The sequence below is a fragment of the Roseburia sp. OM03-7AC genome, from assembly GCF_003462625.1.
Taxonomy (GTDB): domain Bacteria; phylum Bacillota; class Clostridia; order Lachnospirales; family Lachnospiraceae; genus Roseburia_C; species Roseburia_C amylophila.
In genome coordinates, this window is sequence record NZ_QTZJ01000001.1 from 1,251,310 (window position 1) to 1,276,239 (window position 24,930).

Consider the following 24,930-nt stretch of genomic DNA (forward strand, 5'->3'; position numbering starts at 1 on the left):
TATTTCTAATTTTGCCTACAACAGAATACCGCCTGCATAGACAGCAATCCAGATAAGCAGTGAAAAAATCGAGAAAAATGTAGCAGCATACGGAATGCTGCGAAATGAATTTTCCTCCTTCAGGCTTATAATTGCAAGAATCACTGCGGCTAATGCTGCAAAAAAAGCGAGGATTCCATAGCAGGCTATGTATATGCTTAAATTACCGGCACTTCTGAATGCAAGAACTACCATCACCACAAAACTGACCAGTGACAGTAATGCCAGAACAAGTGCTGTAATTCCTCTTTTCGAAAGTGTTTTTTCTGTAAATTTATATTTTCTGTATCCTCTTCGTCTTTTTCTCATGTTCTTTCTCCCGATACCATATTGTACCGAAGTCTATTCTTTCTGCTCAAATTTGTGACACCGGATATGATTTGCCAGCAAAAATCCAACATATCCAATTGCCCCGCCGATGGTATTTAAAATCAGATCATCTACATCAAAGCTTCCTACCTTGGATACAAGCTGTACCAGTTCCACCAGCAGGCTGAAGTCAAAACTCAAAAGCACTATCCGGTAGAACTTTCTCTGATTATGTGCCAGTAATGGTAGCAGCATTCCATAAGGAATAAAAGCGACAATATTTCCCAGAAGGTTAAAGCAGACTGCTTTCGTCCCCAGTACCTTTCGGTAAATAATAAACCGCTTGATTTCTTTTAAGGGCATAAGATTATAATGGTAGCTTCTTTCGGAATAGGTTCTTCCCATCATTTCTGAGAAGAACAGGAAATAGCAAAGCAGACCCAGATATATTACGAATAAAATCCATGCTCCGATACGAAGCAGTTTTCTCGTCTTCTGACTCAATTCCTTTTCCCCATTTCATTTTTGCTGTTTATTTTGCCCCATACTGCTCATAATATTTATCAATTGCTTCTTTCATCTTATCATCAATGATAAGCCTGCCCTGACAAGGACGGTTGTATAAACACTCTACCACATCTGCCATGCTGACAATTGCATTTGCAGGAAAACCATATTTCTCCTGAATCTCATCCAATGCGCATTTGTCTGTCTCAAGTCCTTTTTCCATACGGTTTAAGGATACCATCAGTCCAAGAATGGTTACATCTCCCTGTGCCTGAATGATTGGGAATGTCTCCTGAATAGATTTTCCGGATGTCGTTACATCCTCAATAATAACAACACGGTCACCATCTTTGATTTTGCTTCCAAGCAAAATTCCGGTATCGCCATGGTCTTTTACTTCTTTACGGTTAGAACTGTAACGAATCTCTTTGCCATAAAGACGGCTGAATGCGATTGTTGTTGCAACAGAAAGCGGAATTCCCTTATATGCCGGTCCAAACAGCACATCAAAATCGGTACCATAGTGGTCGTGAATTGCTTTTGCATAATATTCTCCAAGGCGGGATAACTGTGAACCGGTTACATATGCACCTGCATTCATAAAGAATGGAGACTTTCTTCCACTCTTTAATGTGAAGTCACCAAATTTCAAAACCTCACTCTCCACCATAAATTCAATAAACTCTTTCTTATATGCTTCCATGTATGAAACCTCCTGAATATGTCAACAGTGAAATATCACTTTTTTCTTTTACCTAATTTCTTATGCTACCATACTTCCCTGAAAACCTCAATGCATTTTTCTTAATGGCGCCGGTCTATACCAGCATTATTATAATAAGCTGCTTTTTCCTGATACATTCTGCGTTCAGCTTCCATCAGCAAGAGGTCAAATCCACGCTCCCAGCTTTCCTGCCATACTGATCCGACTGCCATTACTACATCTTTTTTCTTCATGCCAGCCTTCATACGTTCTATCCGCTGCTTCAGTTCCTCTTCTCCGATACCTGCACACAGTGCCAGAAGTTCATCCCCTCCAATACGGAACAGTCCATAGTCTGAAAATTCCTCACGGAGTAATTCGCCGGCACGCAGAATGAGCTGGTCACCTGCCTGATGACCTAAAGTATCATTTACCCTTTTCAGTCCTGTAATATCGCAATACACCACACCAAAGCATGAAGTCCCTGATGCATCTGTAACATACTGTTCCATGGCGAACCGGTTTCCAAGTTTCGTAAGCTGGTCACTATAGCTCATCCGTTCCAATTCCCGCACCAGATTACGCCTTCTGATGCTGGAGACAATAAAATATCCCATAATCTGAAGCATATTAGAAGTATAATCCAACATTTTTTCGGGAGGATTATCAACTCCATAAAAACCGATGATTTTCTGACCTTCATACAGTGGAACTACTACCAGCGTTGAAATATTCTGTTGTTTCAGATTCTCATACTGCAGTGGATCACTCTCACGTATATTTTCCAGATTACCAATGATAATATTTTTGCCTTCCCTAAAATTGCGGTACCAGTTCTCGCATACTTCAGCCGGAACATTCTGCAAATTATCTTTCTCAGGCCTGATACCATTCGCTACCCATTCATAGGTGTTATCGTCATTTCCCAATAAGTTTTTTTCAAAAATATAGGTACGTTCTCCATTCAATGCCTTTCCAAGATATTCCAGGATAATTTCCAGTGACTGTTCTGATGTAGGGGCATTTAACGCAATTCTTATGCCCTCATTTATAATAGCCTCCATATTTTCATAGTTTTGAATCAGACTTCCCTGTTTTTCTTCGTTGCTGACATCCAGTGCAATTTCTACCCGGTAACGTCGACCATCCTGTTCCAGCATAGTATCCTTCAACAACAGATGTTTGCCAAGAACCGGATTATAATACTTCCATTCTTTAAACTCACCTTCTACCAGTTCCTGATTATTGCACATACTACAAGGGGCGGCATTATGCTGCATCACCTCATAACATTTCTTTCCTTTTATTTCCTCCTGGGTCTGAAATCCAAAGTTTTCCCGTGTTTTCCGGTTCATATACACAAGTTCATATGTATCAACATCTGAGACATATACAAGTTCATCAAGATTTTCAAAGAAATTCCAAATCTTTTCCACTGTTTCTATCCTTTCTAGCAATTACATTCCTTTAGGCGGTTGCGAAAGGGGACAAAAAGATGATTGCCCCAATAATATCACGGGATTACAGGAGATTTATCTTTATCCGGTATGAAATGCCAACAGTTCTTATAATGCGTGTTTTTCTTGATTATAAACTGTCTTTCCGGTTGCTTTGGCTGAATATCGACGCTGTCCGCCGGGTACAGATGCCACATAATGCCTGCAAGGGGCACAGGGGATTTCGGTATGCGTTGCTTTTTGTCTGGCAACCGGCACAAATTCACATCCATGTTCAATTGTGCCTCGCTGGTACATCCCTGTACCAGCGTTGCCTGTTGCCAGACGAAATTCCCAGTGCCCCTAACAGCCCTTATCAGGCATCTGTGTTTCGGCGAACTGTGTCGATATTCTGACAAACATTGGAAAGACTGTTTTCATAACAAAAAGAAAAACACGCATTTTAGAACTGCGGTATTTCGTAGCAAAAGATAATCCCCTGTGAATCCCGTGATATTCTTCCGGCAGCATCAAAAACAGTCCCATTAATCAGTGACTGCACCAATCAGTTCATTGATATCTTCAACTCCATTATTTTCCATATAATCCTGTATACCATTGATAATATCAATCGTTGCGGTAGGATTGGTAAAGTTTGCAGTTCCCACAGATACTGCGGTTGCTCCTGCCAGTATCAGTTCCAATGCATCTTCCGTGCTCTGTACACCTCCCATTCCGATAATCGGAATATTCACTGCCTGGGCTGCCTGATATACCATACGCACTGCAATTGGATGCACTGCCGGTCCGGACATCCCACCAGTTCTGTTTGCCAAAGCAAATTTTCTGCGGTTTACATCAATCTTCATTCCAGTCAGTGTATTAATCAGGGAAATCACATCTGCTCCGCCTGCTTCTGCCGCTTTTGCCATCTCTGTAATATCCGTTACATTCGGGCTCAATTTCATAATAACCGGCTGTCTTGCATATTTTTTCACTTCTTTTGTAATTTCTTCTACAGAAGCTGCATTCTGTCCAAAGGCAATACCTCCTTCTTTGACATTTGGGCAGGAAATATTGATTTCCAGCATATCTACCGGCTGATCGGAGAGTCTTTCCACAACTTCTATATAATCGGATGTTGTTTTACCACAAACATTTACAATAATGCGTGTGTCATAGTGGGTAAGAAATGGAATATCACGCTGTACAAATACATCAATACCAGGATTCTGTAAACCGATAGCATTTAACATTCCACCGTACACTTCTGCCACACGAGGGGTCGGATTTCCCGGCCATGGTACATTGGCAACACCTTTCGTCACTACTGCACCCAGTTTATTCAAATCTACAAATTCACTGTATTCCTGACCGGAGCCAAAGGTTCCGGATGCTGTCATAATCGGGTTCTTCAATAATACTCCTGCCAGATTCACTCTTGTATTCATTAAAGTTCCACCTCCTCAGCCCGGAAAACCGGTCCTTCTTTACATACACGTTTATTATTGACATTGGAATGTTCGTCCTTGTCCTTAGACTGGCACACGCAGGCTAAGCAGGCTCCGATTCCACAAGCCATACGTTCTTCCATGGAAATCCAGCACTCAATCTGTTTCTCTTTTGCATATTCCTTAATAGCTGCCAGCATCGGCTTTGGTCCGCAGGTATAGATAATATCTGCTGTCAGCCCATTTTCACGGATGGCATCCAATACATTTCCTTCTGTCCCGGCACTTCCGTCCTCAGTTGCCACATAGACTTCTCCTTCTTCACGGAATTCATCCATCAGGAAAAGCTCATCCCGGAAGCCAAGTACCATCTGCTTTTCACAGTCCAATTCTTTTGCCAGCTCTAACATTGGTGGAATACCAATTCCACCGCCAATTAAGAACGCTTTCTTTTCTTTCTTCGGAAATCCATTTCCCAGCGGTCCTGTTATATTAAGAATTCCGCCGGTATGCATACCGGAAAACTCTTCTGTTCCCTTTCCAACTTTACGGTATACCAGACGGATGGCATTATCCTTTTTATCAATTTCACAGATACTGATTGGTCTTGGAAGCAGCCTGCTTCCTTCATTACAATATACAGATACAAACTGACCTGCTTTTGCATGTGCTGCAATCTCTTCCGTACGCAGCCACATACTGTAAATGTCATCCGCAATTTCTTCCTGGCGGATAATAATCGCCTGTTCTTTAAACTTCTCTGCCATCTTCTTCTCCTATCTTGCCTGTAAAGCTCCATCGATATCTTTTATCATTGCCTCTACTGCTGCTCTGGATGCATCTGCAAAATGCTCTGCTCCAAAAGATGCATATGTTTCCTGCTTATATGCGGCAATGATTCCACGGGATGAATTGACAATTGCACCCAGTCCGTTTTCGTCGAAGTAATGTACTAAGTCCGCTCCTTTTCCACCCTGGGCACCGTATCCCGGAACCAGGATAAAGCTCTTTGGCATTACTTTACGAAGGACTTTTCCGATCTCCGGATAGGTTGCTCCTACTACTGCTCCCACATAGCTGTAGTTATCTCCCATGACTTCTTCGCCCCACTGCGCTACCTTTTCACCGACATATTCATACAGTGGTCTGCCATCAATTAATCTGTCCTGGAATTCTCCACTGGATGGATTGCTGGTCTTAACTAAAATAAAAATTCCTTTTTTCTCTTCTTTACATACTTCCAGGAAAGGCTTGATTCCGTCTGAACCCAGATATGGATTAACGGTTGCAAAGTCTTCATCAAAAGCAGAAAGCTTTTTGCTTCCCACCTGGACTTTACCAAGATGTCCCACTGCATAAGCTGCGGATGTAGAACCGATATCGCCACGTTTTACATCTCCGATTACCACAAGGTCTTTGGAGTGGCAGTAATCTACTGTCTTCTGATATGCTTTCACACCCTCTGTTCCAAACTGCTCATACATGGCAATCTGTGGTTTTACAGCAGGAATCAGATCATAAGTGGCATCTACAATTGCTTTGTTAAACTGCCAGATTGCTTCTGCTGCACCCTCTAAAGTCTCACCATACTCCTTAAATGCTGCTGCCTTAATATGTTCCGGAACATAATCTAACATCGGATCTAAGCCGACAACGATGGGTGCATGGGTTTTCTCGATTTTTTTAATTAATTTGTTAATCATATCTTTAAGCCTTTCTTTTTCTTATTCTTCTGCTGCATCATATACAATTCTGCCTTCACAGATAGTCATCATTACTTTACCGGTTACTTTTCTGCCGTGGAATGGTGTATTCTTTGCTTTCGACCAGAACTTGTTCTTATCAATGGCATAAGTGCATTCCGGATCAAAAAGCATGACATCTGCCATACTTCCCTCTTCCAAAGTTCCTTTCTTCAAATGAAGAATCTGTGCCGGGTTATAGCTCATCTTCTCTACCATCTGCATCGGTGTTAAGTATCCCCCCAGCACAAGTTCTGTATAAGTCAGTGCTGCTGCAGTTTCCATTCCAACGATTCCGAATGGAGCCTTTACCATGCTGTTATTTTTTTCATCTGCGGTATGCGGTGCATGGTCTGTGGAAATGACTTCCATGGTTCCGTCGGAAAGTCCCTTTTTCAATGCCTCCACATCCTCTTTCCGGCGGAGTGGCGGATTCATCTTATAATTGGTATCTCCCTCTACCATATCATCTGATGTCAGTGTAAAATGATGCGGACATACCTCTGCGGATACCGGAATATGCTCTAACTTGGCATATTTCACCATGTTTACACTATTCTTCGTGGAGCAGTGGCAAAGATGCAGGTGTGCACCGGTATCTTTGGATAACAGGATATTTCTTGCAATCATGATATCTTCTACGGAATTGGTAATTCCAGCCAGACCCCAACGTTTTGCATTCTCATCCTCGTTGACCACGCCGGAGCCAACCAGATTCTTATCTTCGCAATGTGACAGTACCGGAATGTTACAGTCTCTTGCTACCAGCATGGCATCTCTTGCAAGAAGTGAATTCATGACTGATTTGCCATCTTCACTGATTGCAGGGCTTCCTGCCTCCGCCATCTCTTTGATGTCAGCTAATTCCTCTCCCTGCTGTCCTTTTGTTATAGCGCCAACCTGTAATACATGCACCAGTCCGACACTTTCTGCCTTATGATGTACATAACGTACTACATCAGCATTGTCTACCACCGGCCTGGTATTTGGCATTGCAAGTACCGTGGTATATCCGCCTCTTGCTGCGGAACGGGTTTCTGTTTCAACATCGCCCTTATGGGTAAATCCTGGATCCCGCAAATGCACGTGCATATCAACGAGTCCCGGCATTACATACAGTCCTTTGGCATCAATAGTCTTCTCTGCCTTTTTTTTGATATTTTTCCCTCTTTTGGTAATGACTCCATCTTCTATGAAAAGGTCCATTACATCATCTGTTTTCGTAGCCGGATCTAAAATGCGGCCACCTTTTATTAAGATTGTCATGTGGAATACCTCCTGTTGCTCCTATTTTAGCATACAAGCAGTTCTGGGGCAATCTGCTCATGCATGTATTTTCTCAAATAGCGCCGGAGGTACATATGCTTCTATACGGATTCCCTCCGGCAGATATTCTTCTGCTATTAATTCTCCTGTTTCTCTTATCTGCTGCAGCAATCCACCCTTGTCATATGGCAGCACTGTCTCAAGATAGCGCTTGTTCTCCCGCAGTATCCGGGCAAGACAGTCTTTCAGTTCTTCTAGGCCATCACCTCTTGCTGCAGATACCCGTAAAGTAATATCTGCCCTGCCATCCCGCAATGGTTCCCGGTCTGTAATAGCATCCTGCTTATTAAACAATGTCAGTATCTTTTTATCTGTAACCTCTAACTGGTGCAATGTCTCATATACAATATGCATCTGCTTGGCAGCCTGTGGATTGGATGCATCCACCACATGAATGATAAAATCTGCATACTTAGCTTCCTCTAAAGTACTACGGAAGGCATCAATCAGATGATGCGGCAGTTTCCGGATAAACCCTACCGTATCCGTAAGCAAAAGCTTCTGGCTTCCCGGAAGTTCTAACATTCTGGTAGTCGGGTCTAAGGTTGCAAAAAGTTTATCCTCTGCAAGAATTCCAGCTCCGGTCAGAGCATTTAAAAGAGTTGATTTACCGGCATTGGTATACCCTACAATTGCTGCCACCGGAACATGATTCCGTTGTCTTGCCACACGATTCACTTCCCGGTGCCGTTTCACTTCCTCCAGCTCCCGTTTGAGCTGGCTGATTCTTGATGCAATCAGACGACGGTCTACCTCTAACTTTTTCTCTCCCGGACCTCTCGTTCCAATTCCGCCTCCCAGCCTTGACATACTCTTTCCTATACCGGAAAGACGGCTCATGCGGTAACGGAGCTGTGCCAGTTCCACCTGTATCTTTCCTTCACTGGTAGATGCTCTGGCTGCAAAAATATCAAGGATAATTAAAGTTCTGTCCATCACTTTTACGTTCAGGGCATCCGAAAGATTCCGAAGCTGTGCCGGGCTTAGTTCGTCATCGCAGACAATTCCTGTTGCATTGGTCCATGCAATTTCATCCAGCAGCTCTTCTACTTTTCCGCTACCAATATAAAGCCCCGGATGTATTGTCTGACGGTTCTGGATTACCCTGCCCACCGTTACTGCTCCGGCAGTCTTCACCAGCTCCTCCAATTCATCCAGGGAGTCTTCTGTATCATCGCCATCCTGGCTGCTTACGCCAACCAGGATGACTCTTTCTTCCATTTCATTGTTTTTAAAAAATTCAGGCATAAAATATCCTTTTCTTACTTTCTGTTTACGCAAACACACTCTGTCCGTTCTGGGATAATCCTGCAGAAATATTTAAAATTGAAGCAAAATCATTCTGTAATTCATTTGAGCATTTCTCTGCTTCCTGATAAATTTCTTCTGCTCTTTCCGCATTTTCATCGAACAGTGCCTGCTGCACTTCTTTTCCATAGCCATGGAATCTTCTGTGTTTCTCTGCCAGCGCATTCCAGGCCGGTGCAATTGCCGGATTTCCCGGATGCATGGAATAGTAAAAATGACCAAAGCCGCATTTTGTATCATCAAATTGTAACGGAAGGACATTCTTCTCAGTTACCATGGTATGTAAAGTCTCAAGCCATGCCCTATGTGCTTCCATTGCTTTTTGTACATAAGTATCAAAAACTGCATTATCCATACGGTAAAATGCATCACGGTTCATTTCTCCTATAACCTTCGCCACATTATCCATACCCGTTTCAACCTGGGTTAATGGTTCTACCGAACCTTTTAAATTTCCATTTATAACGGTCAGCAATTCTGCATCATTGCTGAGATTACTGCACTGGTCCTCAATACAGGACACCTGGTTTTCCAGCACATTCATGGAGCTGCTGATTTCTTCACTGATACCAGCAAGGGAACCAATCGATTCGCTGATGGTTCCAACATTTTTCTTGTTCTCGTCATTAATATTCCATACAGCATTAATCTTCTGATCAATATTGTCAAGAGATGTAATTGCAACATCCACACTCTTAGAACTCTTCTCAGAAGCATCGCGGATTCCTTCTACGAATTCACCCATATTTCCGGTTAACTGCTTGGTTCCCTCTGCCAGCTGACGGATTTCTTCCGCTACAACGGCAAATCCCTTTCCTGCTTCTCCTGCTCTTGCTGCCTCGATTGATGCGTTCAATGCCAGCAGGTTGGTCTGTTCGGAAATTGCATTGATACCTTCAATGACTTCATTCATATGATTGATAACATCCATCAATGCATCCATATTCTTCTTCATTTCTGTGGATTCTGAGATTGCATCTTTGGATAAATCCCGGATAGCTGTCAGTTCTTCCTGGCCATTCTCTATCTTCTTATAAATATCAGTAGTTTTCTCTGATACATCAACAATTGTATTGGTCAGACCCTCATGGGCATTTCTTACTTCCTCTGCAATACTGGATGTTTCTGCTGCTGCATCATGGATTGCCTTTGTTGCTGTATTGACATCCTCTGCTGCCGTTGTCATCTTTACGGTATCATGTCCAACTTTCAGGCCTAAGGCACTCATTGTCATAACTGCCTGCATATCTTCCCCATATACCTGTGCAAGCTGACGTCTGCCAGCGCTCATGCGTTCATACATATTCTGCAGTTCCGGTGAACCTGCAGCATAATTCTCTTCTTTCATCTCACTAATTGACTGAACCAGATTTATAATTTTTTTATTCTTTCCCAATGCCATATATTTCCTCCAATCAATGCACTTTCTGTGCATTACGTTATACTACTAATTTTGTACTGAATCTTACCGATTGTCAACGACATTTTGTGATATTTTTCCAAAAAATTCAACTTTTTTTGCAATTTCTTTATGCAGAAAATATTTTCAAAAACATTACCAATGCCTGATAATCTCTCATATCTGCCAGTTCTCTTGCAGAATGCATGGCAAGCATCGGAATTCCAATATCCGCTCCCTGCATCGGCAGATAGGAAACCACAATCGGTCCAAGGGTCTGTCCACCCGGCATGCCGGAACGGTTTACCTGCACCTGATATGGAATATCTGTCTTTTTACAAAGCTGCATCACCACCGCTGTTGCCTCACTGTCAGAAAGATACCGCTGGCTGGCAGAAGTCTTTACGGTAATTCCTTTTCCCAATATCACATCATTCGTAATATCTGATTTATTTGTGTAATTCGGGTGTACGGCATGAGCTCCGTCTATAGACAAGAGAAAGCCTCCCCGGAGCATATCATTTACCTCTGTTTCTTCCATTCCAAAGGCTGCACCAATCTTCATTATGATATCCTTAAGAAGACTGCTGTCTGCTCCCTGCTTGGAGCGGCTGCCGATTTCCTCATTATCAAATAATCCTGCCACAACCAGTGAATCTCCGGTCGTTTTTTCACACATTGTCTCCACAATTGCTGCTACCGATGCCAGATTATCAATTCTCGGAGAAGAAAGAAGCTTCTTATCACTTCCTATTAATTCCGGTTCATCCATATTGGTAAGGAATAAATCATAGCTTAAAACCTCATTTGCCTCTGCCCCAAGCTGTTCTTTTAAGTAATCCGTGAAAAACTTCTCGGTAATGTCTCCGTCCTGCTCTATTCCAAGCAGTGGAAGCAGTTCTCTTTGCATATCATATTCCTGTTTTCCGCCTGCCTCACGGTTCAGGTGTGGTGCTAATGACGGAATCACCGCTGCCGGTTCCTCACTTCCGAAAAGCTTTACTTCCGGTGCAAATGGATGTTCCGATTCTAATACCACTTTCCCATAAATTCCAAGTGGACGGTCAAACCATGTATTTTTGAGCATACCGCCATATGGCTCCACATTTAACTGCCTGTAATCCTTCGTCTTCACTTCAGGATTCGGTTTTATTTTAAAACATGGGAAATCTGTATGGGCCAGCATCAGGCGGAGTGCCGTCTTTCTGTCCAGCTGCTCCGGAACAGCGAATGCTGCTACCATACCGGAATACGGTCTTACATAGTATTTACCGCCTGCATGAAGCTGCCAGGATTCCTGCAGCTTTAATTCTTCATACCCTGCCTCCTGTAACTGCTTTCCTGTCCATTCTGTTACATGATATGGTGATTTTCCCTTTGACAATAGTTCTGTTATTTTCTGCATGCCATACGCCTTCCTTACATGAATCTGTCTATTACAAGCGCCACTCCGTCTTCATCATTGGAAGTGGTAATATAATCTGCAACCTCTTTTACCTCCGGCTGTGCGTTTGCCATTGCCACACCAAGCCCGGCAAATGCAATCATAGACTTGTCATTAAAGCCATCTCCACAGCAGATCATCTGCTCCTTCTTTTCTCCCAGATATTCTAACAGTTTTCCAAGAGAATATGCCTTATCAATGGATGGCGGAACAATCTCTAAGAAAAACGGTTCTGAGCGGAAAATGTTTAATTGTTCTCCAAAGGTCTGCCGCATCACATCCTGTGCTTTTGCAATCTTTTCCGGTTCTCCTGTCATCAGGAATTTATTTACCGGATAATCTACATATTCTGCGAAATTATCTACCTCTTCCATCGGCATTCCGTTAATTTTTGCCTCGATACTGCTGTATTCATTCACTCCGTTTCCATGGATGATGGTATTTCCTTTATAAGTAAGCACGCCCACACCCAGTCTGCATGCCTGCTCATACACTGCCGGCACCAGTTCTACCGGTATTGTCTTATTGTATACAATCTCTCCGGTCTCATAATTAATAATCTTTCCACCATTAAATGCCAGTACAAATCCGCCATAGTTCTTCAAATCCAGTTCGTCTGCCAGCTTTACGATGCCCCCGATAGGACGGCCGGATGCCAGCACTACTTTTTTCCCTTCCTTTTGAATCCGCATCAGTGCGTCTTTCGTCTTTGGTGTAATGACTTTCTTTGAATTGGTTAAGGTGCCATCTAAATCCAGCACGATAATCTCATAGGTTTCGCTCATTTTCGTATTGTTCCTCTCTGCCCTTTTCTCTCGTTTTCCTGTCCCATACATTTTGCCCTTTTTGCTTAACGTGTCATCAAAAACAAGTATTCCCGGGCAGCTTCTTCGTCATTCGGATAATTCTTTGTATAATCCTCCATCTCGCTTTTTGCAGATGCGAAATCTCCGCTCTGTTCATATGCCAGTATCAGATTACGCTGCGCCTCCTGCTTCTGTGAGCCTGCATCTAAATCCAGTGCCATCTTAAGATAGTTTATTGCACTGTCATAATTACCTTTTTCTAATTCCATTCCTCCCAGACAGATCAATGCTGTCGGATTATCCTGATTTTCATCAATATATTCTTTATATAATCCGGCTGCCTTCTCATCTTCGCCTTTCACTTCATAGAGCTGTGCCATATACAAAGAAGCTTCCGTGCTCTTTTTATGAATGGCTGTCGTAAGCTCTGTTTCCGCATTATCATAATCTCCCAGTAATAGATAAATTCTGCCTCTCTGGGCATAGTCCTCCGCTGATTTACCACCTGCTTCAATACCTTTTTTCAGATACTCCTGACCTTCGGTCTGCATTCCTGCGGCATAACACTCCTGGTACAAAGCAATATACATTTCATAGTCAGTGCCGGCATACTGTGCTGCCAGATTAAAATTTTCTTTTGCTTTATCCATGTCATTTTCTTTCCGGTACAGTTCTCCTAACAGGAAATATGCCTGGGCATTTTTCTTGTCATAATTGATTAATGCCTGATAGGTCTCAATAGCATCCTCTTTCTTTCCTGCGGCATACTGTGCTGCTGCTTTATAATAACAGGTATCTATTTCTTCTTCTCCCACAACTGCCAGCGACTGGTCCAGTGCATTCTGAAATGCATCAATGGCGCCTTCATAGTCACCCTCCTGCATACAGTTGATGCCTATCTGCCGATATGCATCTTTATTATTCTGTGTCTCATCCTCCTCACAGCCGGCCAACAGTAGTCCTGTGGCAAGTACAACTGCCATATATTTTATTTTCTTCATAATTGCCTCGCTTTCATCCGCTTTAGTATAGCAAATTAAGGCTCTTCTTTCAACCTCGCCCCGGCTTGTTTTTCTTCGTTTCCTGTGATACACTGCAAGAAAAATCATGAGTTATTCTCATGCATATGGTTAGGCGATTGCGAAGCGGGACAGAAAGATGATTGCCCCAATAATATCACGGATTCACAGGCGATTATCTTTCGCTACGAAATACCACAGTTCTAAAATGCGTGTCTTTCTTTTTGCTATTAAAACAGTCTTTCCAATGTTTGTCAGAATATCGAAACGGTTCGCCGAAGCACAGATGCCTGATAAGGGCTGTTAGGGGCACTGGGAATTTTGTCTGGCAACAGGCAACGCTGGTACAGGGATGTACCAGCGAGGCACAATTGAACATGGATGTGAATTTGTGCCGGTTGCCAGGCAAAAGAAAAAGTATGCCGAAATTCCCAGTGCCCCTTGCAGGCATTATGTGGCATCTGTGCCCGGCGGACAGCGTCGATATTCAGCCAAAGCAACCGGAAAGACAGTTTACAATTAAGAAAAACACGCATTATAAGAACTGTTGGCATTTCATACCGGATAAAGATAAATCCCCTGTGAATCCCGTAATATTCTTCCGGCAGCTCCTGTCCCCTTTCGCAATCGCCTGACCAGAATCAGATAAGAAAAGAGGTTTTACTATGTCAGAAAACGAAGCAAAAGAAACCATGCAGGACTTTGAAGCAGAGCTTGAGGCTTCCTTCCGGAAAATCAACGAAGGAGACATCTTAACCGGAACCGTTATCTCTGTGGATGAAGACGCCATCACATTGGACTTAAAGTATTATGCCCCGGGAATCATCAAAGCAGATGAAGTCAGCAACGACCCCTCCTTTGTCATTGACGAGCACATTCATCCGGGAGATGTCTTAGAAGCAACGGTCATCCGCCGGGATGATGGAGAAGGCAACATTTTACTTTCCATGAAAGAAGCCAACGAAGTGCTTGCCTGGGATAAGTTAAAAGAGCTGTTGGAAAACGAAACCGTTGTTACCGTAAAGGTCATTGAAGCGGTAAAAGCCGGTGTAGTTGCATACCTTTATGGCATTCGCGGATTTATTCCGGCTTCACAGATTACCACAGCCTATGTAGAAGATACCGAAAGCTATGTTGGAAAGGAATTAGAAGTCCGTGTCATTACTGTAGATGAGGAAGATGACCGTCTGGTGCTCTCCGGTAAATCCGTTGCTCTTGAAAAAGAAGCAGAAGAGAGGAATCACAAGATTGCGATGTTAGTTCCGGGCAGTATTGTAGAAGGAACCGTGGAAAGCCTGATGCCATATGGTGCATTTATCAACCTTGGGGACGGACTTACGGGACTTGTCCACATTTCCCAGATTTGTGAACGCCGTATTAATAAGCCTTCCGAAGTATTAAAGGAAGGACAGCATGTAAAAGCCAAGCTTTTAAATACCAACGACGGCAAAATCAGCTTAAGCATGCGTGCATTGGAAGAAGAAATGGTAGATACTTCTGTAGAAGAAAAAGAAGACTTATCCGCCTACACCTCTGATGAAAGTGCTTCTACCAGCCTTGGCGCACTGTTAAAGAGATTGAAGCTCTAAGTCGTATTTCATAAAACGCAACAAGGGACAGATATTTCTATCTGTCCCTCATTGTTTTTAAAGGTTGGAGAATACTTTTATCAAAATTTAGTCTAATTTCCAAATATCTTTGTTGTACTGCTCAATTGTACGGTCAGATGAGAAGAAGCCGGCTTTGCTGATGTTTGTCAGCATCATTTTTGCCCATGCTTTTCTATCTTCATAATCTGCAAGCATTTCATCTTTCTTTGCACGATAAGATTCGAAATCCGGAAGAGTCATGAACCAGTCTTTGTTGATTAACTCATTGAAAAGTCTCTCTAAGTTCTCTGCATTTCCGATTGCTTTCATTTCATCACTTACGATGAAGTCGATTGCACGTTTGATATCTGCATCATTATCATAATACTTGCGTGATACATAATCAGCTTTTGCGTAATGCTCAATTACTTCGTCAGAAGACTCTCCAAAGATGTAGATGTTATCATCTCCTACTAACTGATGCATTTCTACGTTTGCTCCGTCCATGGTTCCGATTGCTACTGCACCATTTAACATGAACTTCATGTTAGATGTTCCGGATGCCTCTTTAGAAGCTAAGGAAATCTGCTCATGGATATCTGCTGCCGGGATTAATTTCTCAGCTAAAGTAACATTGTAGTTCTCTACCATAACAACCTGTAAGTACGGACTTACTTCCGGGTCATTTGCAATTAACTGCTGTAAGCAGAGAATTAAATGGATAATGTCTTTTGCAATGATGTAAGCCGGAGCTGCCTTTGCACCAAAGATTGCAGTAATCTTTCTTGCCGGTTTCTTTCCTGCTTTGATTTCAAAATATTTGTTAATTACATAGAGTGCATTCATCTGCTGTCTCTTGTACTCATGTAATCTCTTAATCTGGATATCAAATACTGAGTTCTCATCTAAGTCGATGTTCTGTGTTGCCTTTAAGTAGTTCTTAAGAACAACTTTGTTCTCAGTCTTGATTGCAAGTAATTTATCTAATACTGCATCATCATTTACGAACTGTCCTAATTTTTCCAGTTCCATTGCATCTTTCTTGAATCCTGGTCCAATCAGTTCTTCAATTAAGGATGTCAATCCCTTATCACAGTGTAATAACCAACGACGGAATGTGATACCATTTGTCTTGTTATTGAACTTCTCAGGATAAATCTTGTAGAAGTTATTTAACTCAGAATCTTTTAAGATTTCTGTATGAAGGTATGCAACACCATTTACGCTGAATCCGTAGTGGATATCCATATGAGCCATGTGTACACGTTTTTCATCATCAATGATGTATACAGACTTGTCATCATATTTAGCAACTACACGGTTGTTTAATTCGTAGATGATTGGCATTAACTGTGGAACAACTTTCTCTAAGAAAGAGATTGGCCATTTCTCTAATGCTTCTGCTAAGATGGTGTGATTGGTATATGCACAACACTTGGAAACGATTGCAATAGCCTCGTCCATGCCGATTCCTCTTTCCATTAACAGACGAATCATCTCCGGGATTACCATAGATGGATGGGTATCATTAATCTGGATTACTGCATAATCAGCAAGATCATGTAAGTTACATCCTCTTTCTACTGCCTCATCTAAGATTAACTGTGCAGCGTTGCTTACCATGAAGTACTGCTGGTAAACACGAAGGAGACGTCCCTTGTCATCGCTGTCATCCGGATATAAGAATAATGTCAGGTTTTTCTTGATATCCTCTTTGTCAAAGTCAATTCCATCACCAACAATGCTCTCATCTACTGTTTCGATATCGAATAAATGAAGCTTGTTGGTTGTGTTTTCATATCCGGTAACATCAATATCATATAATTTTGAAGTTACATTAAATCCACCAAACTGTACCTGGTAGCTCTTATCTGTCTTTGTAAGCCAGCTTTCATCCTGAATCCAAGGATTCTTGGTTTCTTTCTGAAGGTTGTTTTCAAATACCTGTTTGAATAATCCGTAATGATAGTTAAGTCCAACTCCATCACCGTTTAATCCTAATGTTGCAATAGAATCAAGGAAGCATGCTGCAAGTCTTCCAAGACCACCGTTACCAAGTGATGGTTCCGGCTCAACCTCTTCAATTGCACAGATGTCTTTGCCATTTGCTGCAAGTACATCTCTTACTTCATCATATACACCTAAATTAATCAGGTTGTTGGAGAGAAGTTTTCCAATTAAGAACTCTGCGGAAATATAATATAATTTTTTCTTTCCGTTGTGGTTTTCTTTCTTCTCAGCCATTGCTTTTGTCATCTCTAATAATGCGAAGTATAATTCTTCATTAGAGCAATCAGCAATTCCCTTGTTATATTTCTTTGTTACGATTTCCTGTAAATTCATTTTTGACCCTCCGTAAAATTTGAATTCAGTTCGTTCTCTTATGTATGCATTATCTAACATTTCTTTTACATTTTCTTGTAATATACCGATCAAAAGTGGTACAATACTATCATATTTCGGTGATTTTAGAAAAAATCACTTTTTTGTACATTTTGACGAAAGGCGTTTTCCATGAATATTCTCGAATATGAAAATTACCAGGAAAAGAAATCACATGGTTCAGAAAGTTTCCCATATATCACCTATCCCTGTTCAATTCCCTTAGATTTTGAGCGGGTGCCTGCCCACTGGCATGATGAAACGGAAATTATCTACATCAAAAAAGGCTGCGGACTGATTACCGTAGATTTGGAAGAATACCCGGTTCAGGAAGGAAGTATTCTTCTGATTCTTCCGGGACAGGTTCATTCCATTGAACAGTATCTCGATTACAAAATGGAATATATTAATATTATTTTTAAACTGGAAATGCTCCTTGCCAAACAGACAGACATCTGTAACAGCCGCTACTTTACACCGCTTTTAGACGGCACACTGCGGCTTACCACACATTTTACACCGGGTATGCCATTCTATAACGAGGTTGCCGGCTGTATCAATGCTGCGGATGAAGTCTGCAGGACCAATCCCCCGGCCTTCCAGCTTGTGATTAAAGGACAGCTTTTCCTGCTCTTTTCCATTCTGATTTCTAACTGCTGCGAAACAAGTGTCTCCCGCAAGAACCAGAAATCCCTGGAAAAAATGAAACGCATCATTAAATATATTGAGACAAATTATGCCAGTAAAATTTCCATTGAAGAAATGGCAGATGCGCTGGACTTAAGCCAGTCTCATTTTATGAAGTTTTTCAAAAATACCATGGGAACTACTTTTACAGAATATTTAAATGATTACCGGCTGACCATGGCCAGCCGGCTGCTTATTTCGTCTGAAGCTTCTATATTAGACATTGCCGCTGAAGTAGGCTTTGACAACCTCTCTTACTTCAACCGGCTGTTTAAGAAACGCTTTTATGTTACACCCCGTGAGTACCGGAAGCGTTTTGCAGGATAAGTTCTTTTACTTTTTTCATATCCATTGCAGGCAGGTAATAGGTACTGTCCGGCTTTTTGTCATCTTTTGGAGAAATATTCGAATGAATGTAAAAAGTGTCAAGGCCTGCCTCTTTGGCCCCGTTGATGTCACAGCGCACATCATTTCCTATCATCAGTGTTTTCTTCACATCCAGATGATCCTTTTCTATCAGTTGTTCAAAAAAACGGATGTCCGGTTTCTTGGTTCCATAATCGGATGAAATTAAAATATCGTCAAAATATTTTGTAATATCCAAATAATTCATCTCATATTCCGTAAAGATTCTCTGGGCATTGGATAAAAGATATACCTTTTTACCACATTTTTTCAATCCTTTTAATAATTCTCTTACGCCATCATAAATCCGCACATACTCCATAGTCAGTACCCGGAAGAACTGTCCGGTATGAACTGCCAGTGCATCATCAGCCTTTATCCCCTTCTTCGCATAAAGCTCTTTGAATACTTCTTCAATACGAATCTCCGGAAATGCCTCATGGGCATAGTGTGGCTCCTTTTCCAACTCTCCCTTTAAATCTGTCTCTTTGCTTTGAATCAATGCCAGATAAGATTCCTGTAATTCCTGCGGGTCATATAAAGCTCCATGAAATCCGTAAAACAGACTCAGTTTTTCCCATACCTTAGCATCGTTTTCCTCTGTATGGATATCTACCAGTGTTCCATACAGGTCAAACACATAATTGTCGTACATATTACCTTCCATCTCTTTCTTTTATTTAAACATCTTTGTCTTAGCAAAGATTAATGCAACAATAAGACTGCATACCACTGCGATTAATACGATAATGAGAAATCCATAAGGACTCTCTGCAAACGGCATTCCCTTTGCAGCCACATTCATGCCATACGCTGAGAATATCATAGTCGGAACAGAAAGTACAGCTGTAATTATGGCAAGCACCTTCATTACCACATTCAGATTATTGGAAATAACTGATGCAAAAGCATCCATCATTCCGCTCAAAATACCGCTGTAAATATTTGCCATCTCAATTGCCTGCTTGTTTTCAACAATAACATCCTCAAGAAGTTCTTCATCTTCCTGATATTTTTTAATATTGTCATTTTTAAATAATTTTTCCAATACCACCTCATTGGAGCGGAGTGCTGTCGTAAAGTAAACCAGACTCTTTTCCAGTTTCAAAAGTTCGATTAACTCCCGGTTCTGTGTGGACTTGTGCAGCTTGTTTTCCACAATTTCGCTCTGGCGGTCAATACTTCTTAAGTACTGTAAGAAAAGAGAGGATGTCCGGTACAAAATCTGAAGCACAAAGCGGGAACGCATGGCAGGATTAAAATCCCGCACCGTGCCATTGGCAAATGCTTCTAATATCGGAGTCTTCTCAAGACTTACTGTAATGACTGCTTTTTTTACCACAAAAATAGAAAGTGGAATGGTATCATAAAGTTCCTTATCATTATGGGTTTCAATATTCGGGATATTAACCAATACCATGGTATAATTCTCGTCTGTTTCAATACGCGAGCGCTCGTCCGTATCCAGTGCGGAACGCATGGCATCTGCATCAATTCCATACTGATTTACCATTGCTGCGACTTCTGCCTCTGTTGGATTTACAAGGGAAATCCAGCAATCCTCCCCTGGTGATTCAATTTCGGTGATACGGTTCTGTTCACTGCAATAGTACTTAATCATCTTTCCACTTCCTTTCTCTTCTTTTCCTGTAAAAAAAAGTCCCCATCAAAGCCGGAACACTTTGACAAGGGAATCTTGCTTAATCCTTTTTTAGTATATTTCCACCCCCTTTGTTTGTCAACCCTAGCCCATATATTTTCTCATCTGTAGTAATATTTTCTTCTCCATGCGGCTGACCTGCACCTGACTGGTGCCAAGCTTTGCTGCAATCTGGCTTTGCGTGGCATTTTCAAAATAACGCATCTTAATCAGCTGCTGCTCCCTTCCGGATAACTGTTGCAGCAATTCTTCTATCAGAAGCTTATTTTCCAGTTCTTCCTGCGCATTTTTCTTATCCTTTAACCGGTCCAATAGATAGATTTCACTGCCATCTGACTGATAGACGCTCTGGTAAATGGATTCTACTTCTCCATTGGCTTCCACTGCAAGGACAATCTCTTCCTCCGAAAGCCCGGTTTTTTCTGCCAGTTCCTTTAACTCCGGCTCCCTTCCAAGCATGTCTGTCAGTTCCTTTCTTGCATTGCTGATAAGATAGCCTTTTTCTTTCATGCTCCTGCTGACCTTCACCATGCCATCATCCCTCAGGAAGCGGCGGATTTCTCCCATAATCACCGGCACTGCATAAGTGGAAAAGCATACCTCATAACTTACATCAAATTTATCCACTGCCTTCATCAGTCCAATGCATCCGATCTGAAACAGTTCTTCTTTATCATGTCCTCTTCCTAAAAATCTTTGTACCACACTCCAGACCAGTCCCTGATTTCCAAGCACCAGCGTATCTCTTGCCTGCTTATCCCCTTTGTGTGCCCGTTTGATATAAGCAATTGTCTGTTCCATTCTCCACTTAACTTTCCCGCACCAGATTTTTTTTCATTTTTATAACAGTTCCTTCTCCGACCTTTGAACGTACTTCTACTTCATCCATGAAAGCCTCCATAAAAGAAAAGCCCATACCGGACCGTTCCAGCTCCGGCCTTGTCGTAAAAAACGGCTCCTTTGCCCGTTCAATATCCGCAATTCCCTTCCCGCTGTCTTTTACGGTAATATGTACGGTACTTCCGGAAAGACAGCACTGCATCACTACCGTTCCTTCCTTTTCTTCATAGCCATGGATAATGGCATTGGTTACCGCCTCCGATACCGCAGTTTTAATATCCTCTAACTCATCCAGTGTGGGATTCATCTGGGCGCAAAATGCTGCTACCGCTACTCTGGCAAATCCTTCATTTACGGATAATGCCTCAAATTCCAGTTTCATCTCATTTCTTCTTTCCATATTTACAGCCTCCATTTTCATACCTCCTTCTTCTCCCCTTCTTTCATCTGAACCAGTTTATGCAGACCTGATACCACAAAAATTTTCCGGATCCGCTCATTCATATTCTCTGCCACCACTTTTCCGCCGCTGTAATTCATGTTCCGGCACCTTCCGATTACCACGCCAATCCCTGAGCTGTCCATAAATTCTGTACCGGCAAAATCAAAAACCAGTTTGTTAACCCGGTAAGAATCAATCAGTAAATCTGCCTCTGCCCGCAGCTGTGTGGCGCAATGATGATCCAACTCCTTTGGCACCCGGATGGTAAGACATCCATTTTCTAATTCATACTTAAATTCCATTCTTCTATCCTCCATATACATTACGAAAAAAGAATCTGCCCTGGCACATTCCCGCGCCTGCGGCGGTCGCTTGCGACATCTACCTTATACGCCGCAGTGTGCATCCTCGCGGTGCGTTTTGTAGTTTACAGGAAAGCAATTTCCTGTAAACTACAAAAGACGCCCGGCAATCTGCCTGACGTCTTTTGTAAACTGTTTTTCTTTATTCTGTTACTGTTCTGCATTCTGTAATTCTTCCAGATAGCGGGAAGAATTGGCTGCACGTTCCGTATTCGGATAACCATCAATCACTTTCTGATAGTATTCGATGGCTTTTTCATTCTCGCCCAGATTCCGGTAGGTCTGTGCCAGATAATAAATCGCATTGCCATCCTGGTATGCCTCATCCATCTCTACTACCTTTTCAAATCCGGTCTTCGCTTCTTCATAGTTATAATTACTGTATGCCTGATAACTGTCTGCATAAGTCACCTGAAGATACTGGTCATTTACAATTGCGTTGATATTCTGATAAATTTCCTTTGCGGTATCGGAAAGGTTTTCTTCCTTCACACCGGAAAGTGCATCTCCTGCTGCTGTAATATCTCCCTCCTGGAAGGATTTATATGCTGAAAGCAGCTGGTCATAGCTGTTAATCTTATTGGAAGTCTCCTCGGAATCGCTTTTTGCAGAAGACACCTGCTGGTTCAGGTCATCAATCTGATTTTCCAGATTGGTAATCTGCTGATTCTTCGTGGTTATGGTATCATTTGCCTGAACCACTGACGTATTGGCATCACTCTTTGCCTTCTGTCTTACACTTGGCACTACAAGGAAACAGGTAACTGCAACACCAATTGCCACCCCAAGCAAAATGGTCAGTATTGTGGCAAAACCTGAAGTATCTTTGAATTTTGTCGGCTGGATAATGAGGTCATTTCCACTCTTATAGGAAATAAGGTCATCTTCTTTCTTTTTCTTCTTACCGCTGTTGGCACTGCGCAGCATCTGATTGGTCTCTTTCATGTAACGCAGTGTAATCGTATTGCTGGAATCAATTTTCATAGCTGCCCGCAATGACTTCTTTGCCTGCTCGAATTTATTCTCTTTCATGTACAAAAGAGCCAGCAGCTGATGTCCCTTTACCAGTTTCGGGTTTAAGGACAATACCTTCTTCAACTGGATAATTGCAAGATCTGTACTATTCTGTCTGCAATATAACAATGCCTGATTGTATTTCTTAATGGTCTGATTTACCGTTTCTAACTGTGCCGGATTCTTCTGCACAGCGTCCAGATAACGTCCTGCATCATTATCCTTTGGCTGAAGGCTCTTACTAATCACCCATTCACCCATGGCAGATACCGCCTCACCGGTCTCAAAAAGTACCAGTCCCAGGAGATTTCTTGCCTGAATGTTCGTCTTATCAAACCGAAGACTCTTCTTAAGACTTTCAATCGCTCCGGATAAATCACGGACATTGCTTCGCTCTAATCCCTGATTATAATAATAATTAGAGGTCATCACAATTTTCTTATATACTTTTACGTCAATTCCACAGTTCGGACAACGGTTGTCCCCTGTCAGATCTGCTCCGCAATTATAACATTTCATACTTTACCTCACTTAACGAATTCTACTGTCGTCTTGCTTCTTTCATCATTTCTCTTAAAATGTCTGTCATATCCGTTAAGTCCTGATTGTAAATAGCTTCCTCTGCCTCTTCTACTTCCAGGCTTGGTTTGAATTTCTTTAATTCTTCTTCAAAATCTATCATGCTTCATTTCCTCCTGCTATCTTTTCCAATTCTCCAATCAAATACAGGGAACCCGCACAGAATACCATCTGGTTGTCCTTCCTGCATTCCTTTACATATCTGTATGCCTGTGCACAGTCTTCTATTACTACTGTTTCCCGGCCGTTTGCCATAAATTCATCCTGCAATTTCAATGGGTCAATTCCACGGCTGTCCGGGATGCGGGTCAGTACAATACTATCCCACGAAACTTCCTTGCACAGTACTTTTACTGCTTCTTTATGATTCTTCTCTTCCATCATGGAAAAAAGAAGAACTGGCTTTTCTTCCGCAATCTTCTGCACATTTTTCACAAAGTGGGCAATACCATCTGCATTATGTGCTCCATCAAAATAGATAAATGGCTCTGCCTGCTGCATTCTGCCCATCCATCTGGTATGTTCCATTGCAGAGATAATCTCTGCTTTTCCAATTCCGGTTTCCACCTGAAGGACAGATAACGCCCGATATGCCAGTGACGCATTCATCATCTGATATTCTGCCGGAAACGGGATTTTCAAATCAACAACATCATACCCATTGGTATAACAAAAATCAATAGTTTTCCCGGTTATTTTATGAATTTTAAGACTTTCTAAAGAAATACAGTAATAAGGTGCTCTTTTTGCCCTTGCAGTCTGCCTTATCACTTCTGCCGCTGTTTCATTACTTCCATCAAAGATAACAGGAACGCCTTCTTTGATAATCCCTGCCTTTTCTCCTGCAATTGCTTCAATGGAATCTCCTAAAATCTGTGTATGCTCGAGACTGATAGATGTAATAATCGTAAGCAACGGTTCCTCAAATACATTCGTTGCATCTAACCTTCCGCCAAGTCCGGTCTCTAAAATAAGATAATGTACTTTCCGCTTCTGAAAAAGATACATGCCCATGGCAAAAAGATATTCAAAAAATGCTGGATGCGGCAGTCCTTCTGCTTCCATCTGCTCTACCACCTTCTGCACTGCCTCAAAGCTTTCTACAAATTCTTCCTGACTGCACTTTTCGCCATTGATTACGAAACGTTCTTCCATGCATACAAGGTGCGGAGAAGTAAAGAGTCCCACTTCATATCCATGTTCCACCAGCACCTGATTGATAAATGCACAGACACTTCCCTTGCCATTGCTTCCTGCCACATGGATGATTTCAAACTGATGCTCTCTGATAGAAAGTCTCTGCAGCATTTCTTTCGTATGCTCTAAACTGTTTTTCTTTGTGAACTTTGGTATTTCATATATATAATTGCAAATCTCTTCATAAGTCATTTTTGTCACCACTTTTATAAGTATAATATAGTGGAAAATTTTTTCAAGAGGTTATCCTGTTTCCATAAAAAGTTTTCGCCGCAGAAACTGCG

24 protein-coding genes are annotated in these 24,930 nt (G+C 41.9%); 2 read left to right on the plus strand and 22 right to left on the minus strand.

Annotated features, from left to right (window positions below; translation table 11 throughout):
• Nucleotides 1-15 precede the first annotated feature (15 nt).
• The 13 genes from DXB39_RS06020 to DXB39_RS06085 form a co-directional block, all read right to left on the minus strand.
• A complete protein-coding gene (locus DXB39_RS06020) occupies nt 16-348 on the minus strand; it encodes a DUF6142 family protein (protein WP_117697499.1) in 333 nt (110 codons plus the stop codon).
• A gap of 33 nt (nt 349-381) precedes the next feature.
• Nucleotides 382-852: a VanZ family protein gene (locus DXB39_RS06025; RefSeq protein ID WP_117697497.1), complete on the minus strand. Its 471-nt coding sequence runs from the start codon at nt 850-852 to the stop codon at nt 382-384.
• Nucleotides 853-880: 28 nt separating this feature from the next.
• Complete coding sequence (pyrE, locus tag DXB39_RS06030) at nt 881-1,558, minus strand: orotate phosphoribosyltransferase (RefSeq protein WP_117840552.1); 678 nt, start codon at nt 1,556-1,558, stop codon at nt 881-883.
• 101 nt (nt 1,559-1,659) lie between these two features.
• Complete coding sequence (locus DXB39_RS06035; protein WP_242997817.1) at nt 1,660-2,994, minus strand: sensor domain-containing diguanylate cyclase; 1,335 nt, start codon at nt 2,992-2,994, stop codon at nt 1,660-1,662.
• A 545-nt stretch (nt 2,995-3,539) separates the two neighbouring features.
• On the minus strand, nt 3,540-4,445 hold the full coding sequence (locus DXB39_RS06045; protein ID WP_117697493.1) for a dihydroorotate dehydrogenase: 906 nt from the start codon (nt 4,443-4,445) through the stop codon (nt 3,540-3,542).
• Entirely contained in the window at nt 4,445-5,212 is a 768-nt protein-coding gene (locus DXB39_RS06050) for a dihydroorotate dehydrogenase electron transfer subunit (RefSeq protein ID WP_117840549.1), read from the minus strand. The genes DXB39_RS06045 and DXB39_RS06050 overlap by 1 nt, the downstream gene beginning before the upstream one ends.
• Before the next feature lie 9 nt (nt 5,213-5,221).
• Complete coding sequence (pyrF, locus tag DXB39_RS06055) at nt 5,222-6,148, minus strand: orotidine-5'-phosphate decarboxylase (protein WP_117840547.1); 927 nt, start codon at nt 6,146-6,148, stop codon at nt 5,222-5,224.
• A 21-nt stretch (nt 6,149-6,169) separates the two neighbouring features.
• On the minus strand, nt 6,170-7,453 hold the full coding sequence (locus tag DXB39_RS06060) for a dihydroorotase (RefSeq protein WP_117840545.1): 1,284 nt from the start codon (nt 7,451-7,453) through the stop codon (nt 6,170-6,172).
• A 57-nt stretch (nt 7,454-7,510) separates the two neighbouring features.
• Nucleotides 7,511-8,761: a GTPase HflX gene (gene hflX, locus DXB39_RS06065; RefSeq protein WP_117841225.1), complete on the minus strand. Its 1,251-nt coding sequence runs from the start codon at nt 8,759-8,761 to the stop codon at nt 7,511-7,513.
• A 25-nt stretch (nt 8,762-8,786) separates the two neighbouring features.
• Entirely contained in the window at nt 8,787-10,223 is a 1,437-nt protein-coding gene (locus DXB39_RS06070) for a methyl-accepting chemotaxis protein (protein WP_158565965.1), read from the minus strand.
• Between the two features lie 127 nt (nt 10,224-10,350).
• The gene (locus tag DXB39_RS06075) at nt 10,351-11,625 is read right to left on the minus strand and encodes a M18 family aminopeptidase (protein WP_117840541.1); all 1,275 of its coding nucleotides are present in this window, start codon (nt 11,623-11,625) and stop codon (nt 10,351-10,353) included.
• A gap of 14 nt (nt 11,626-11,639) precedes the next feature.
• Nucleotides 11,640-12,449: a Cof-type HAD-IIB family hydrolase gene (locus DXB39_RS06080; protein ID WP_117840539.1), complete on the minus strand. Its 810-nt coding sequence runs from the start codon at nt 12,447-12,449 to the stop codon at nt 11,640-11,642.
• Nucleotides 12,450-12,514: 65 nt separating this feature from the next.
• Entirely contained in the window at nt 12,515-13,471 is a 957-nt protein-coding gene (locus tag DXB39_RS06085; RefSeq protein ID WP_158565966.1) for a tetratricopeptide repeat protein, read from the minus strand.
• Between the two features lie 683 nt (nt 13,472-14,154).
• Here DXB39_RS06085 and DXB39_RS06095 point away from each other — a divergent pair.
• Complete coding sequence (locus tag DXB39_RS06095) at nt 14,155-15,078, plus strand: 30S ribosomal protein S1 (protein ID WP_117840533.1); 924 nt, start codon at nt 14,155-14,157, stop codon at nt 15,076-15,078.
• Nucleotides 15,079-15,165: 87 nt separating this feature from the next.
• On the opposite strand, the gene DXB39_RS06100 is transcribed toward DXB39_RS06095, so the two are convergent.
• Nucleotides 15,166-17,421 carry a glycogen/starch/alpha-glucan phosphorylase gene (locus tag DXB39_RS06100; RefSeq protein WP_022244419.1) on the minus strand — a complete coding sequence of 752 codons (2,256 nt, stop codon included), beginning with the start codon at nt 17,419-17,421 and terminating at the stop codon, nt 15,166-15,168.
• Nucleotides 17,422-17,592: 171 nt separating this feature from the next.
• Between DXB39_RS06100 and DXB39_RS06105 the strand changes: the two genes are divergently transcribed.
• On the plus strand, nt 17,593-18,474 hold the full coding sequence (locus tag DXB39_RS06105; RefSeq protein ID WP_117697475.1) for an AraC family transcriptional regulator: 882 nt from the start codon (nt 17,593-17,595) through the stop codon (nt 18,472-18,474).
• On the opposite strand, the gene DXB39_RS06110 is transcribed toward DXB39_RS06105, so the two are convergent.
• From DXB39_RS06110 to DXB39_RS06140, 8 genes are all read right to left on the minus strand, one after another.
• Nucleotides 18,437-19,207, minus strand: coding sequence for an HAD family hydrolase (locus DXB39_RS06110; protein ID WP_243005981.1), 771 nt, complete (start codon nt 19,205-19,207; stop codon nt 18,437-18,439). The two genes, DXB39_RS06105 and DXB39_RS06110, sit on opposite strands and share 38 nt — an antisense overlap.
• Before the next feature lie 21 nt (nt 19,208-19,228).
• The gene (locus DXB39_RS06115) at nt 19,229-20,173 is read right to left on the minus strand and encodes a magnesium transporter CorA family protein (RefSeq protein WP_022244422.1); all 945 of its coding nucleotides are present in this window, start codon (nt 20,171-20,173) and stop codon (nt 19,229-19,231) included.
• Nucleotides 20,174-20,296: 123 nt separating this feature from the next.
• Nucleotides 20,297-21,013: a SigF/SigG family RNA polymerase sporulation sigma factor gene (locus DXB39_RS06120; protein WP_117840529.1), complete on the minus strand. Its 717-nt coding sequence runs from the start codon at nt 21,011-21,013 to the stop codon at nt 20,297-20,299.
• Nucleotides 21,014-21,020: 7 nt separating this feature from the next.
• A complete protein-coding gene (gene spoIIAB, locus DXB39_RS06125) occupies nt 21,021-21,452 on the minus strand; it encodes an anti-sigma F factor (RefSeq protein WP_117697634.1) in 432 nt (143 codons plus the stop codon).
• A gap of 17 nt (nt 21,453-21,469) precedes the next feature.
• Nucleotides 21,470-21,796, minus strand: coding sequence for an STAS domain-containing protein (locus DXB39_RS06130; RefSeq protein WP_117840527.1), 327 nt, complete (start codon nt 21,794-21,796; stop codon nt 21,470-21,472).
• 210 nt (nt 21,797-22,006) lie between these two features.
• Nucleotides 22,007-23,389, minus strand: a complete 1,383-nt coding sequence (locus DXB39_RS06135; RefSeq protein WP_117840525.1) for a tetratricopeptide repeat protein — start codon at nt 23,387-23,389, stop codon at nt 22,007-22,009.
• 22 nt (nt 23,390-23,411) lie between these two features.
• Nucleotides 23,412-23,552, minus strand: a complete 141-nt coding sequence (locus tag DXB39_RS14915) for a hypothetical protein (protein ID WP_022244427.1) — start codon at nt 23,550-23,552, stop codon at nt 23,412-23,414.
• Entirely contained in the window at nt 23,549-24,838 is a 1,290-nt protein-coding gene (locus DXB39_RS06140) for a bifunctional folylpolyglutamate synthase/dihydrofolate synthase (RefSeq protein WP_117840523.1), read from the minus strand. The genes DXB39_RS14915 and DXB39_RS06140 overlap by 4 nt, the downstream gene beginning before the upstream one ends.
• Between the last annotated feature and the right edge of the window lie 92 nt (nt 24,839-24,930).

Coding starts and splice junctions, on each gene's coding strand:
- DXB39_RS06020 (WP_117697499.1), bottom strand. CDS start 348: ATGAGAAAAAGACGAAGAGGATACAGAAAATATAAATTTACAGAAAAA.
- pyrE (WP_117840552.1), bottom strand. CDS start 1,558: ATGGAAGCATATAAGAAAGAGTTTATTGAATTTATGGTGGAGAGTGAG.
- DXB39_RS06045 (WP_117697493.1), bottom strand. CDS start 4,445: ATGAATACAAGAGTGAATCTGGCAGGAGTATTATTGAAGAACCCGATT.
- DXB39_RS06050 (WP_117840549.1), bottom strand. CDS start 5,212: ATGGCAGAGAAGTTTAAAGAACAGGCGATTATTATCCGCCAGGAAGAA.
- pyrF (WP_117840547.1), bottom strand. CDS start 6,148: ATGATTAACAAATTAATTAAAAAAATCGAGAAAACCCATGCACCCATC.
- DXB39_RS06060 (WP_117840545.1), bottom strand. CDS start 7,453: ATGACAATCTTAATAAAAGGTGGCCGCATTTTAGATCCGGCTACGAAA.
- hflX (WP_117841225.1), bottom strand. CDS start 8,761: ATGCCTGAATTTTTTAAAAACAATGAAATGGAAGAAAGAGTCATCCTG.
- DXB39_RS06070 (WP_158565965.1), bottom strand. CDS start 10,223: ATGGCATTGGGAAAGAATAAAAAAATTATAAATCTGGTTCAGTCAATT.
- DXB39_RS06075 (WP_117840541.1), bottom strand. CDS start 11,625: ATGCAGAAAATAACAGAACTATTGTCAAAGGGAAAATCACCATATCAT.
- DXB39_RS06080 (WP_117840539.1), bottom strand. CDS start 12,449: ATGAGCGAAACCTATGAGATTATCGTGCTGGATTTAGATGGCACCTTA.
- DXB39_RS06085 (WP_158565966.1), bottom strand. CDS start 13,471: ATGAAGAAAATAAAATATATGGCAGTTGTACTTGCCACAGGACTACTG.
- DXB39_RS06095 (WP_117840533.1), top strand. CDS start 14,155: ATGTCAGAAAACGAAGCAAAAGAAACCATGCAGGACTTTGAAGCAGAG.
- DXB39_RS06100 (WP_022244419.1), bottom strand. CDS start 17,421: ATGAATTTACAGGAAATCGTAACAAAGAAATATAACAAGGGAATTGCT.
- DXB39_RS06105 (WP_117697475.1), top strand. CDS start 17,593: ATGAATATTCTCGAATATGAAAATTACCAGGAAAAGAAATCACATGGT.
- DXB39_RS06110 (WP_243005981.1), bottom strand. CDS start 19,207: ATGTACGACAATTATGTGTTTGACCTGTATGGAACACTGGTAGATATC.
- DXB39_RS06115 (WP_022244422.1), bottom strand. CDS start 20,173: ATGATTAAGTACTATTGCAGTGAACAGAACCGTATCACCGAAATTGAA.
- DXB39_RS06120 (WP_117840529.1), bottom strand. CDS start 21,013: ATGGAACAGACAATTGCTTATATCAAACGGGCACACAAAGGGGATAAG.
- spoIIAB (WP_117697634.1), bottom strand. CDS start 21,452: ATGGAAAGAAGAAATGAGATGAAACTGGAATTTGAGGCATTATCCGTA.
- DXB39_RS06130 (WP_117840527.1), bottom strand. CDS start 21,796: ATGGAATTTAAGTATGAATTAGAAAATGGATGTCTTACCATCCGGGTG.
- DXB39_RS06135 (WP_117840525.1), bottom strand. CDS start 23,389: ATGAAATGTTATAATTGCGGAGCAGATCTGACAGGGGACAACCGTTGT.
- DXB39_RS14915 (WP_022244427.1), bottom strand. CDS start 23,552: ATGATAGATTTTGAAGAAGAATTAAAGAAATTCAAACCAAGCCTGGAA.
- DXB39_RS06140 (WP_117840523.1), bottom strand. CDS start 24,838: ATGACTTATGAAGAGATTTGCAATTATATATATGAAATACCAAAGTTC.